Origin of the sequence: Microcoleus sp. w1-18aA5 (assembly GCF_036701705.1) — a bacterium.
Lineage (GTDB): Bacteria > Cyanobacteriota > Cyanobacteriia > Cyanobacteriales > Microcoleaceae > Microcoleus.
The window spans coordinates 11,710-24,718 of record NZ_JAUPTE010000027.1; the positions used below are offsets into that span (position 1 = coordinate 11,710).

Genomic DNA, 13,009 nt, shown 5'->3' on the forward strand with positions numbered 1-13,009 from the left:
GGTCTAAGTGTAAGCGATCTAAACATAGTTGTCATCCTTGCTATATTTATGTACTATGGTGTGGACAGGTAGAAAAAGCTTATTAATTTTTATTGATAGCTTAACCCCCTATTAGGGATTGAAAAAATTGGCTGCGCTCCTAATGGCGTTCGTTCCTCTATCTTTCTACCTGACTTAACCCCCCTATTAGGGCTTGAACTTCTACGCAATCCATACTTCATCCCCCTTGCTTTTGAGCCAGTGGGCCAGCGTGTCCACAAGCAGCGCCGACTGCCCAAAAGCGATCGAATAAGGTGCAGTCGCATCGTGGATACTGTACCGATCGCAAATCGGATAAATCTGAAAGTGCATCGGCAGTCGCAGACGCGATCGCACTTCAGCCACTGGATAGCGCAGCACATAACAAACCAATGCTTCCTTCTTCAAACGCTTGTTGATTTCCCCGATCCAATAATTCTCAGGTTGCACAACCTCAATCCCCGTTAAAACCTGAACTTTCCAAGCAGAAGCATTTTCCTCTAAAGTTCCCGAATAAGTAAATTTCCAATTCAGTCTTTCCTCCCGATAACTACGCAACTTCAAAAAAGCAAGACAATGTTTAAATCGACCTTTGGCAATTGGTTGCCCAAGGCGTTCCGAGGTCTCGTTCAACATTCGCATAAATGCAGATTCCGTCATCGGTTCGATTTCCAAGTTGCTCAAAATTCCTGGTAAATCGTAAGTTTTAAATTTGTCTGCCTCGTGGGAATCGGTTAAATCGCAAATGCCACATTGCAGGGGACTAGAACCTCGAAAACTGCTAGCATCCTCAACTATCGGATTTCCTGTCTTATTTCCCGATCGCTCTTGCCACTCTTTGCCCCACTGTTTAATATTACCTGCCACTTTCCCCAAGCTAGTTTTAAATACTTTTTGAGCAGCTTCCTGAAAAGCTTTCTGACTTGATGCGTACTGCTGTTTAATTGTCCTGTGCCCTAATTGCCAACAAATTTGAACTGACTGCACCGCACCCCACCGCGAATAATATCCCTCAAAATTGTTGATTTGGCGGTACTTTTCGCGAATTTGTTGATAGAAAAAAGGACGATCGTAAATTCCGTTAGACTCTAAAGTGGCAGTATCACCGACAAACAAGCGTTCAACTAAGAAATTAGGGATGAGTGCTATGGCTGTGAAATTTTTAAACTGAATAAATTCTCCATTGCGATCGCAGCCATCGTGTCGCCCCAACCTTCCCAATCGTTGGATGAAGTTGCCCGCATCGGCGGATTCAAAAATCAGCAAATTGATTTTGAAGTCTACCCCGACATCAATGGTGCTAGTACCGAGAACTAAGTCTGACGAGAGCGATCGCTCTTTTTCCGTCTTTCCCGACAACCCGGTATTTTCGCCCACAACTAAACCCTGAGGCGCGAACAATTCCCGAAAAAATGGTGTCAGCCGCTTGACGGCAGCAATTGAATTCAGGATAATAGCTCCTTTACTTCCCGGATTGTGTTTAAAGTGAGTCAGGATGAGATTTGCGCTGTCCTTCAGCCAAGTTTCAGAAGCTTTTGAGGTTGGTTCTAGGGAAATGAAAGTCAGCGTACTTTCCCTCAATATCTGCCGCCAGGAGTCTGCTTTCAACTGTTCGATTTCAGCAGGGCTATCGGGAAACTGATATTTGCCTGCTTTTAAAGGGTCGATAGTTTGACAGCGAAAACCTGCTATTTCTAGTCTGCTAATTAATTGGTCGTCAGGAGTTGCTGACAGGAAGACAAACTTTTTTCGGCGGTTTGTATTGCGAATTAACAACATAGTATTGATGACGCTGGCAATCTGGGGAGATGCTAAAACATGAAATTCATCAAAAATGGATAGGTCAAAATCTTTGTCGATGCGACCCCACAGTTTATCGGGGCTATCTTCAGAGCTTAAATACGCTCCTCGGTGGAGATAGTGCAAGATATCAGGGTTAGTTAATAAAATCTCTGATTGACCTGTGCGAGATGCGATGGCGGCTGCTTTTCTCAGTTTTTCATTTTCTGCATAGATTTCTAATTCCGAGCCGCTGAGTCGGACAACGCGGGGTTGATGATCGGGTTGGAATTGTTCGATATAGCGCTGAATTTGAGTCTCCTGATCTCGCGCCAGTTCATTCGTCGGATATAGCGCCACTACACAACAATTTGTCTGCAATGTTTCTAAAAAAGCAGCTAAACTTTTGCCATCGCTAGTGATAGCAAAGTTGAAAATGACATCAATATTGGGATTGCGAATTGCCTTTAAAGTTTCGGCTTGATGCCAAGAAAGTGTCCAACCTTCCGGTAATTTAACTTCCTTGGGAATCTCCGCAGCGGGACAGGAGTAAACGGATTTGAGAGTAATTTGGTAATCGGACATATGCTGAATCTGTGTCCGTAGAAACTGGATATTTCCCATATTGACACCGACAATAGAGATAATCAAGCCTATACAATGAGAAAGTGTCCGTATATTTATGAGTCGCAAAGGTCAATCGATCACCCTGTCGGTTTCTGAACGAGATAAAACTGAGTTGGAAGCCTTGGCCCAAGAATTCGGGAAGACGTGGGGCGATCGCCCGAACATATCCAAACTGATAGAAGCGATCGCCCGCCGCCAACTGACGATCGCCCCCAACCACGACTGGCCCGAAACCCGCATCAAAGCCCTAGACCTCGCCCGACAGCAATTGCTTGACTTGGGCAAAACTGATGAAGCGCTGGCCATTGCCCAATTGTTGAGCGATCGCAGCGAACTGACTCTCCCTTTCCGGGCTGAAATCGATCAGTTTTTGAGCAACCCCTTACCTACTTGGCGGCAAAAAATCGACAATTTTATTCACAGACAGCAACCCTTCCGCCTGTCTTACCGGGATGCAGCCGATCGCCTTTGGCATTACACCATCTTGCACGCTCGCATTGTCCCCATAGAAAAGCGACAGTATTTAATGTGTCGCTGCGAAGAATCGGAAGGTAATCAAGACGTACCAGGACTCGAACATAACTGGACGCTGCTGCTCAATCGCATTGAAGATGCTGCGGTGATTTCGGTCGATCAACCTTGGCTGCCAGATTTAGCCCGGATTCCCGTAGAATTTCATTTATCCGGCAGACTTGCCTTTAACTACAGGCGCAAGCAGGAAGATGAGGAAGTCAGCGAACCAGAAGGGGAGCCGCCTATCAAGCGAGTGATTCGGAATATCTCAAATACCTTCTGGTTTTTTCGCGAAATCTCTCCTTACTGGGAAGATTGCGCGATTGTTGCCCCAGAGTCAGTGCGCGATCGCTTCCAACAAAAACTGATCGACCTCTGCCGCCAGTACAACCTCGAAATCCGCGATTAGATCAAAAAAAAGCAGCCGGTAAAGGCTGCTTTGACAAAAAAACCGTTGTTGAGTTAGAGGAGAAAACTTTAAATCGAATTCAAATTACCGCTGTTTCAACTCCTGCCTGAGTTTCCACTATTTTCATCTACCGCTGACTCACCTTGCCTTCAGAACAAAACTTCAAATCCCGATTAGAATGCTGCTGAAAGTTCGTTGACTACTTGGACTCGGCCTCTGAGCACCGCCCGCAGCAGGCGGTTGACACAGCCTCTGTCTTCGTCATTCAGAGAGTCGTCGAAGGTGGCGGCCATCAAACCGTAGCGATCCGCCAGAGTCAAAACGCCTGTATCGGTTACAGAAGCGAGGATTTCAGAGATAGCGCCGGGGAGGAGTTGTACGGGGTGCATGGCAGTGCGCTTGAATTCGATATATTTATCATCTTCTGGTTTCCTCAAAAGATCGGTGATATTAATGAGGCCGCGAAGGTGATTGTCAGGGGTGAAAGCAAGTGATCCGAATAGAGTAAAGTTGTGATTTCGGTCACATGGCGATCGCCCGGCAGCTTAAAACCCACCTCTGGCAGATGCGCCCATACCAGCGGAATTTATACATTGGGTATGATTTCTAAATGAGTTCCACCCTTACCCCCGTACTAAAAATGCTTGATTTTCTCAATCCCATCTTGGGCCGCAAGCCCGATCGCATCAAAGCCAATGTGGAAATCTATACTTGGCAAACCTGTCCCTACTGCATCCGCGCCAAAACTTTGTTGTGGTGGAAAGGCGTAAATTTCACGGAATACAAAATTGATGGCGACGAAGCCGCTAGAAAAGCAATGGCCGATCGCGCTAACGGACGCCGCAGCGTACCCCAAATTTTCATTAATAACCAACACGTAGGCGGCTGCGATGATATTCACAAACTCGATGCAGAAGGAGAGTTAGATTCGCTGCTAGCTCAACCAGCAGTTTAAATTAATGTAGGTTGGGTTTCGTTCCACCTGCTCAACCTACAAATTTACAAATTTTTGGCAAATTTACTTAGATTATCTTGCCGCCATTTAGCATCCGATCGCCTGTCTGTTTGCACTTCTAAGACGCGAATCCCGCTATTTGGCAAAAAACTTAATTTTTGTTTGAACTGTTCCCAATCCTCAATTAGCTCGTGTTCCACGCCATAAGTTGCACACAACTGAGCAAAGTTGATATGCTGCGGGGTGGCAAAAAACTCTTCAAAGGGCGGGTCAAATTTGGCAACGGGCAACATTTCAAAAATTCCGCCACCGTTGTTATTAATTAATATGATTGTCAGATGACCGACAAATTTATTTTTAATTAAAAAACCGTTTGTATCGTGCAAAAGTGTTAAATCGCCTGTTAGCATGATGCTGCTTTGATTGTGGTGAGCAACTCCCAATGCTGTTGATAATGTGCCGTCTATGCCGTTAGCTCCGCGATTGACAAAAGTTTTTATTTCTAAGTTGTTTGGCTTCCAGAAAAACTCTACATCTCTGACGGGCATACTGTTGGCAATAAATATCGGTGTTCCAGGCGGCAAAATTTGGGAAAGCAGCCAGGAAACTTTGGGCTCGATTATGTTGTTAATTGTGGATAGTTTTTGGTCTATTGTTTGTCTGACTTGGATTTCGGTGTTGCGCCAAAGTTGGAGGTATTCGTTTGAGGGAGAGGTTAGAACCCCCCCTAACCCCCCCTTGTTAAGGGGGGGGACTTGAGTTGATTCCTCCTTGCTAAGGGGGGGGACTTGAGTTGATTCGTCCTTGTTTAGGGGGGGGATTTGAGGGGAAATAGCAGTGGTAGCAGGGGCTCGATCCCCCCCTAGCCCCCCCTTAATAAGGGGGGGGACAAGAGTTAATATAGTTGCGAGATTTTCAGGGGAGGTTCGCAGGTGAATTGTTTTGCCGTGTAGCGGATCGAAGTTGTGGTGGCTGGGGTCGATTATGTAGCGTTTTGGTTGGGTTTTGTCTAGCCAGTTTCGCAGTTCTTTGCTTGTGGGTAAGTCTCCGATTTGAATGGCGATTTCTGGGGTTAATTTATTTGCTAGTTCGCGGTTTCGCAGGATTAAATCGTAGGTGGAAATTAGATGGGGGTTTAGTTGGGCGTAGTTTCTGACTGGGGATAATCCTTCTGCTAAAACTGGCCAGTTTAAGGATTTGGAAATTTGGGCGATCGCACTACAGTATTTTTCGGCAAATTGGGGCTGTGCAACGCCCGCAATAATAATCCCTTTATTGCTTCGCTGCCATTGTTGCATGGTACTTTCTTCTCCCCCCCTTAACAAGGGGGGGCTGGGGGGGGTAGAGCTTTCTCCCGCGAAAATGGGTTCTAATCCTGCAAAAAAATCTTCGGGATTGAATTGTGTTTCTAAAGCTTCTACAGCTATGTCTGGAACGGGTACAAGCGGGTCGCGAAAGGGGATGTTGAGGTGGACGGGGCCTGGTGTTGGAAATTGCGATCGCTCCCAAGCATACACGATCGTCTGCCGCAGATAGTCTAGCATTCCTCTGGACGCAGAAGGTATCGCTAATTCGGCTTGCCAGTTCGGATAATTGCTGTATATTTTAACTTGGTCGATCGCTTGTCCGGCGTGACAGTCCCGCAGTTCTGGAGGTCGATCGGCGGTGAATATTAGCAGCGGAATTCGACTTTCTCTCGCTTCTATTATTGCAGGATAAAAGTTGGCAGCGGCGGTTCCAGATGTGCAAATTAGTGCGGTTGACAAATAGGATTTTTTGGCAATTCCTAATGCAAAAAAGCTGGCTGAACGTTCGTCGAGTATGGGAATAGTTTCTATTTTTTTGTTCAGGGCAAAGGCTATTGTTAGCGGTGCCGATCGCGAACCTGGACAAATCACGGCTGTAGTTAATCCCAGTCGTTGCAATGTCTCTGCTAATACGGAAGCCCAGACGGTATTTGTGTTGCGAAAATCTATTGGCATTGCTAAATCTGAGTAGCTCAACTCTGTATTGTGCTACGATATTATACCCAAATAATTGTCAGGATACATTTTTATGATTCTTGAGGCGGTTGTGATTAATGTCAAATCTGGCTGTGAGGGTGATTTTGAGATAGCTTTTAGAGAAGCCTCCAGTCTGATAGCGTCTATAGATGGATATTTATCTCACGAACTTCATCGCTGCACAGAAGTTCAAGGAAAATATCTATTATTGGTTAGGTGGGAAAATTTAGAAGCTCATACAATTAGATTTAGGAATTCCGCTGAATATCAAGAGTGGAAAAGAATGCTTCACCATTTTTACGCTCCTTTTCCCATAGTAGAACATTTTGAGGAAGTGAAAATTAAACATTAACACAGACTCAATCAATTAGCCCGACCACTCTAGATTCTGCAAATTAGCTGAATTAAACTAAAGCATTTAAAAGTGCCTGCAATTTGAGCTGAATTTCTGCTAGTTCTTTCTCAGGTTCGGAACCCGCCACAATACCGGCACCAGCATAAAGTATAGCCCGATCGCCATCGATTAAAGCCGATCGAATGCCGACGGCAAATTCGCCGTTGCCGGTGCGATCGATCCAGCCGAGGGGTGCTGCGTACAAAGAGCGATCGCAGCTTTCGCAGCCGCGAATTTGCTGTAGCGCAATATCTCGCGGTACGCCCGCCACCGCTGGCGTTGGATGCAGTTGAGCTAAAATCTTTAATAAATGAATATCACGGGGAATTCTAGCCCTTATGGGTGTCCACAAATGCTGAATGTTTGACAGTTGCAGCAGTCTCGGTAGTGGAGAAAAGTCGGGATTGATACCGAGACTCGACAGGCGATCAACTATAAAATCAATTACAACTCGATGTTCTCGAATATCCTTTTCGCTGTTGAGTAAACCTTTGCCTAAATTCGCATCTTCCGCTTCATTTTTTCCCCTGGGTGCCGAACCTGCTAAGGCATCTGTTACTAACTCATTTTTGTGAATGCTGATTAAGCGTTCTGGACTGGCCCCGATAAAATTTTGACCTTTGCCGTTACTGGTGGAAAATACGTAGCAACCGGGATAAGTAAGGCGCAAGTTATTTAATGAATCTATTAAACTAAAAGGGGTTTTGGAAATGACATTTATTGCTTGGGATAAAACAATCTTACTAAAATATTGAGAGTGGATCAAGTCTAAAGCTGACTTGACGGATTTTTTAAATTGAGTGGCATCATTCACAGGAATTTGTTTGAAAAATATCGAGCTGTTTCTAATCGAATTAATTTTTTTGTAAGGTGAAGACGAAATTTTATCAAAACTTTGCCAAATATTATCAGTGATGATTTTAACATTTATATCTCGGTTTATGATTGCATTGGCAACAAGTGTGCAGCTATCTTTCAGGCGAGTAATCTGCCATTTTGGTAAAAATACGGTACCAGGGGGGAAGTAAGAATTGGTGGCGACATTCTCATCAAAAAAAGCAAAGCTACAAAAAAAGTGCGGCCCGCTGAATGGCAAGCGTTCTGTACCGATGGTAATTGTTTTGGCAAGACAAGATTGAATAAAATTTTGAGCAAGGGCAAATCGATCGCTTCCGGCTACTGTTAGATGGATTGCCGAATCTAGGGCGGCGATCGCAAAACTATTGCCTGAAATCGGGTCTCTTTTTTCAAAGTAAAAGTGCCGCTGGCAAGGTTCGGAAATCTCTTGAAGTACAACTAGCGGATCGACGGGGGCAATCTCCTGAGAAATACTAACTATCTTGGTTTGATCTTTTTCGGTTAAAGACTGCTGGCAATCTAACAGAAACTGATGCAGTTGATTGCGGTCTTGTAAAAGATTAGCGCGGTGCGGTATTACTGTCATGAAAGCGAGAATAGCAGATTTGTCAGAAAGAGTGCGGTTTTGTCCCGCTAGAACCCCTATTTCGATCTAAGCACGGGAGGGCGATCGCAAAACATGACCTTTCGAGTTTCCCGGAAAGTTTGGGCTCAGCGGGGGGCAAAAAACAGACGATCTTCTTCGAGGACTTCGCCAACGCGCGATCAATCGAAACATTTAGACATAAAACTTTAAGATTGAGCGACTCAATCTCGAGTCTCATGCGATCAACCTTGCAGAGGTTTGCAGACGGGCATTACCGGACGCGCCTGCGCCCGCAAAGCCTCTCAACGGATGCCCCCCGCGCACTCAACCAGATACAGAGTAGAGTTTCTTCACCAATAAAATTGTAAAATTACTACGCTGCTATCAATTGAATCAAGTTTGTGTGATGACAACAAAGTTAATTGAACGTTCAAATAGTAAATTGTGGCTGGCGGCAATCAAGCCGCCCATGTACAGCGTTGCGGTGATTCCTATTTCAGTAGGAACTGCAATTGCTTTTGCCGAAACTCAAACGATTAATTCGTTAATTTTTTCGACATTTTTAATGTCAGCCATTTTGATTATAGCATGGCTGAATCTCAGCAATGATGTATTTGACTCCGAAACAGGAATCGATAAAAACAAGGCACATTCTCTAGTTAACTTAACCGGAAATAAAGCTTTAATTTTCGGGCTAGCCAATCTGTTTTTAGCAGTTGGAGTTTCGGGAATCTGCGCCATAAGCTGGTGGCAAAAAGACCCAACAGTAATTTTGCTAGTAGTTTTGTGCTGTGCTCTGGGCTACACTTACCAAGGGCCTCCGTTTCGTCTTGGCTATCAGGGTTTAGGGGAAATAATCTGCTTTTTCACTTTTGGGCCGCTAGCCTTGGCCGCTGCTTATTACAGTCAGACTCAAACTTGGTCTGCAACTAATTTTGCGGCTTCGGTAATCGTGGGAATTACTACGAGTATCATCTTATTTTGTTCCCACTTTCATCAAATTGCGGATGATTTGGCGGCGGGTAAAAAATCGCCAATTGTGCGACTCGGTACAAAGAAAGGTGCCCAGTTGTTGCAGTGGTTGTGCGGCAGCGTTTATGCTTTGACTGTGCTATTTGTGGCTGTGGGAATGTTCCAAATTTGGACGCTGTTGATTTTTGGGAGTTTGCCATTTGCGATCGACCTTTGCCGCCATGTCACAGGCTATCATGACCAACCGGGAAAGGTCAGCAACTCTAAGTTTATCGCAGTTACGCTGCATTTTTCGAGCGGATTGCTGCTGGCGTTGGGGTTTGCTTTGTAGATCGGGCGATCGAGAATTTCGGTAAAATGGAGGTATGGTTTGCTAAGTTGAGGGAGTTGGTGGAGTTGGGTGACTTCTCAAAATTTTCTTTAATTTAGCAATCCATACCTCATATTGAATCGTATAATTATATATGGAAAAATTTAATAATTATAACTTTCACTATTCCTTAACTGGCAACAAGAATCAGCCGAAACTTTTATTTTTGCATGGATTCACGGGCAGCAGTCAAGACTTTAGCAGCGTCATTCCCTTACTTCCTAACAGTTATTGCTGCTTAGCAGTTGACCTTCCCGGCCACGGAAAAACCCAAGTCAACGGTGACGAAAGTTGCTACAATATGTCAAATACTGCCCAAGCATTAATCGAGTTATTAGATGATTTACAAATAGACAAATGTTTGTTGTTGGGCTATTCAATGGGTGGGCGATTGGCACTTTACATGACATTACACTTTCCAGAAAGATTCGAGAAAGTAGTGTTAGAGTCAGCTTCTCCGGGATTGAAAACAGAAAAAGAGCGATCGCACCGCCTAGAATCCGATTTACAGCTAGCACAAAAGCTGGAGAATAGCAACATTAAAGATTTTTTATTAAACTGGTACGATCGCCCTTTATTCAAATCTTTAAAAAATTCTCCTAATTTCGACAAACTCATAGAAACCCGCTTAGCAAACAATCCCTTAGAATTAGCCAAATCTCTCCGCAATATGGGAACCGGCAACCAGCCCTCTCTCTGGGAAAAACTGGCACAAAATCAAATGCCCATCCTCTTGCTAGCTGGAGAATACGATGATAAATTTACAACTATAAATACCGAAATGGCCAGCTTGTGTCCGGCAGCTACTCTGGAAATTGTACCAAAAGCTGGCCACAATATCCATTTTGAAAATATTGATAATTTTGGATCAGTTGTGAGAGAATTTTATGATTAACTAAAAAACTAATGCTTCATCAATTCGAGTTTCGCACTTATCAGCGAAAATTTAAGCGTCCACTGCAAACAAGTCACCGCATTTGGGATATTCGCGAAGGAATTATCCTGCGACTTGTGGACGAAAACAATCAAATTGGGTGGGGAGAAATTGCCCCTTTGAGTTGGTTTGGTTCCGAAAGTTTTGAGCAAGCTTTAGATTTTTGTCAGCAGTTGTCAGGTAATATTTCATCAGAGATGATTTTTGCTATTTCCGCTGAATTGCCGGCTTGTCAATTTGGCTTTGAGTCAGCACTAAGCGAGCAAAATTCACCCCCCCCAGCCCCCCCTTGCCAAGGGGGGGAGAAAAGCGAAAATTTAACTTACCTTTCCCAAAAGGGGGATAAAATGCCAAATCAGTACAGCGGTTTATTGCCCGCAGGTGAAACAGCTTTGCAGGCTTTGCAAGTGCTTTGGTTAGAGGGATATCGGACATTTAAATGGAAAATTGGTGTTGCTGCAATTGAGGAAGAATTAAAGATTTTCCAGCAGCTAATCGAAGCAATTCACAATTTGTGCGATCGCGAAAAAGCATTTTTGCGGTTAGATGCCAACGGGGGACTCAGTTACTGGCAGGCTAAAACATGGTTGGAAGCTTGCGACGAGGTAAATGCAACTCCCGACTTTTCCGCAGACATTGAATTTTTGGAACAGCCACTGCCTGTAACACAGTTTCAGGAAATGGTAGAATTGAATGCTATTTATGCAACTCCGATCGCCCTTGATGAATCTGCTGCCAACCTCGATCGCATCCAAGAGTGCTACAGCCAAGGCTGGCGGGGCATTTTCGTCATTAAACCGGCGATTGCTGGTTCCCCATCCCAACTGCGAAAATTTTGTCAAACTCACAATATAGACGCTGTTTTCTCATCAGTATTTGAAACCGAAATCGGCAGACAGGCAGCCTTAAATTTAGCCAAACAATTGTCTTTAAATAAGAGAGCACTGGGCTTCGGCACCGATTGCTGGTTCGACGATAATAATTCGATTTTGGATTTTAGATTTTAGATTTTAGATTACTCCCACGACTAAAGCAAGCGGGTGAGGTAATTGTTTTGAATCGAGAAACTTGGTGAAAGCATCTATGGCAACAAATCTAACAGTAAATATCCTGGATATCGCGGCTAGCTTGTCCGATAATTGGCTGATCGGTTGTGACAGTCGCGAATTGGCCCGAATTGTCGATCGGCTATTTCAAGAAATCACCCAGAATCCCGCACTAAAAACACCCCCAAAAATTTGCCTCGCCGAACCAGAACCCGTGAAATTTCTGGCCAGTTTCATCGCCGCCCGCGCCGCCAAATACCCGATTTTTCTGTGCAATCCCAACTGGGTAAAACAAGAATGGCAACAAGTCTTTGATTTAGTCCAACCCGACTTAATTTTGGGACAATACCCGCTTCCCAAAAATCCCCATATCCCCGTCCGCGAAGGCGAACTTCGTTTGTGTAGCCGCGAATTCCATTCGCCGACTAAAAGCGGTTCTGATACGATTATGATTCCCACCGGCGGTTCTTCAGGAAAAATCCGTTTTGCCATCCACACTTGGGAAACACTAACCGCATCAGTACAAGGTTTTCAACAATATTTTCAAGTTGACAAAATTAACTCTTTCTGCGTTTTGCCATTATACCACGTCAGCGGTTTAATGCAATTCATGCGATCGTTTACTACCGGAGGAAAACTGGCTATTCAGCCCTTTAAAGAATTAGAAAAGGGTAAAATATGCGACATCGAACCAGAAGAATTTTTCATTTCTTTAGTTCCAACTCAACTGCAACGGCTGCTGCAAAACCCAGATACAGCTAATTGGCTGGGACGGTTTCGTGCTGTACTTTTGGGCGGTGCTCCCGCTTGGCCGGAACTTTTAGAAACAGCTAGAAACTATCAAATCAAATTAGCGCCCAGTTACGGCATGACCGAAACTGCCTCGCAAATTGCTACACTAAAACCCCAAGATTTTCTCGCGGGTAATAACAGTTCTGGTCAAAGTTTACCGCACGCTAAAATAACTATTCGCAGTGCAAATGGGGAGATTTTGTGCGACAATCAAATCGGAAATATTGCTATAAATGCTAACTCTTTGGCGTTGGGTTATTATCCTGAAAATTTTGGCGATCGCGAATATTTCCAATTAGACGATTTGGGATTTTTTGATAAAAATAACTACTTAAATATTGTCGGACGCAGCAGCGACAAAATTATTACAGGCGGAGAAAATGTATTTCCGCCGGAAGTTGAAGCCGTTGTGCGATCGACTAATTTAGTGGCGGATATTGCTGTAATTGGCTTGCCAGACAAAGATTGGGGTCAAGTCGTTACGGCTATCTACGTTCCCGCTAATTCCGAAGTTACTGTCAAAAATCTGCAAGCGGCAATAGAAGATAAGTTGAGCAAGTTTAAGCGACCGAAATATTGGGTAATCGTCGAACAATTGCCGCGCAATTCTCAAGGCAAAGTTAATCGAGAACAATTGCAAAAAATTGCGCTCGAATATCAATAATTATTAGGCGATCGCAATCAATGCAGAAGGCAGAATTTATCATGCTTATTTCCGACTCCTGACAACAGCCAACAGTCAACAGCCAACAG

11 protein-coding genes are annotated in these 13,009 nt (G+C 44.3%); 7 read left to right on the plus strand and 4 right to left on the minus strand.

Annotated elements, in window-relative coordinates:
* Window positions 1-201: 201 nt before the first annotated feature.
* On the minus strand, window positions 202-2,382 hold the full coding sequence (cas3, locus tag Q5691_RS12190) for a type I-D CRISPR-associated helicase Cas3' (RefSeq protein ID WP_333344986.1): 2,181 nt from the start codon (window positions 2,380-2,382) through the stop codon (window positions 202-204).
* 97 nt (window positions 2,383-2,479) lie between these two features.
* Here cas3 and Q5691_RS12195 point away from each other — a divergent pair, with 97 nt between their 5' ends.
* Complete coding sequence (locus Q5691_RS12195) at window positions 2,480-3,346, plus strand: WYL domain-containing protein (protein WP_333344988.1); 867 nt, start codon at window positions 2,480-2,482, stop codon at window positions 3,344-3,346.
* A 173-nt stretch (window positions 3,347-3,519) separates the two neighbouring features.
* On the opposite strand, the gene Q5691_RS12200 is transcribed toward Q5691_RS12195, so the two are convergent.
* Complete coding sequence (locus Q5691_RS12200; protein ID WP_172188518.1) at window positions 3,520-3,735, minus strand: hypothetical protein; 216 nt, start codon at window positions 3,733-3,735, stop codon at window positions 3,520-3,522.
* Window positions 3,736-3,986: 251 nt separating this feature from the next.
* On the opposite strand from Q5691_RS12200, the gene grxC reads away from it, so the two are divergent.
* Window positions 3,987-4,301 carry a glutaredoxin 3 gene (gene grxC, locus Q5691_RS12205; protein WP_333048639.1) on the plus strand — a complete coding sequence of 105 codons (315 nt, stop codon included), beginning with the start codon at window positions 3,987-3,989 and terminating at the stop codon, window positions 4,299-4,301.
* A gap of 44 nt (window positions 4,302-4,345) precedes the next feature.
* Here the strand turns inward: grxC and menD are convergent, their stop codons facing one another.
* Window positions 4,346-6,283, minus strand: coding sequence for a 2-succinyl-5-enolpyruvyl-6-hydroxy-3-cyclohexene-1-carboxylic-acid synthase (gene menD, locus Q5691_RS12210; protein ID WP_333211545.1), 1,938 nt, complete (start codon window positions 6,281-6,283; stop codon window positions 4,346-4,348).
* Between the two features lie 73 nt (window positions 6,284-6,356).
* On the opposite strand from menD, the gene Q5691_RS12215 reads away from it, so the two are divergent.
* On the plus strand, window positions 6,357-6,656 hold the full coding sequence (locus Q5691_RS12215) for an antibiotic biosynthesis monooxygenase (RefSeq protein WP_333344990.1): 300 nt from the start codon (window positions 6,357-6,359) through the stop codon (window positions 6,654-6,656).
* Window positions 6,657-6,708: 52 nt separating this feature from the next.
* Here the strand turns inward: Q5691_RS12215 and Q5691_RS12220 are convergent, their stop codons facing one another.
* Window positions 6,709-8,142: an isochorismate synthase gene (locus Q5691_RS12220; RefSeq protein ID WP_333163675.1), complete on the minus strand. Its 1,434-nt coding sequence runs from the start codon at window positions 8,140-8,142 to the stop codon at window positions 6,709-6,711.
* A gap of 406 nt (window positions 8,143-8,548) precedes the next feature.
* On the opposite strand from Q5691_RS12220, the gene menA reads away from it, so the two are divergent.
* From menA to Q5691_RS12240, 4 genes are all read left to right on the plus strand, one after another.
* Window positions 8,549-9,445, plus strand: coding sequence for a 2-carboxy-1,4-naphthoquinone phytyltransferase (gene menA, locus Q5691_RS12225; protein WP_333211549.1), 897 nt, complete (start codon window positions 8,549-8,551; stop codon window positions 9,443-9,445).
* Between the two features lie 133 nt (window positions 9,446-9,578).
* Complete coding sequence (gene menH / locus Q5691_RS12230) at window positions 9,579-10,379, plus strand: 2-succinyl-6-hydroxy-2,4-cyclohexadiene-1-carboxylate synthase (protein ID WP_333344993.1); 801 nt, start codon at window positions 9,579-9,581, stop codon at window positions 10,377-10,379.
* Window positions 10,380-10,390: 11 nt separating this feature from the next.
* Window positions 10,391-11,425, plus strand: a complete 1,035-nt coding sequence (locus Q5691_RS12235; RefSeq protein WP_333344995.1) for an o-succinylbenzoate synthase — start codon at window positions 10,391-10,393, stop codon at window positions 11,423-11,425.
* A 76-nt stretch (window positions 11,426-11,501) separates the two neighbouring features.
* Window positions 11,502-12,920: a 2-succinylbenzoate--CoA ligase gene (locus tag Q5691_RS12240; RefSeq protein WP_333344996.1), complete on the plus strand. Its 1,419-nt coding sequence runs from the start codon at window positions 11,502-11,504 to the stop codon at window positions 12,918-12,920.
* Window positions 12,921-13,009 lie beyond the last annotated feature (89 nt).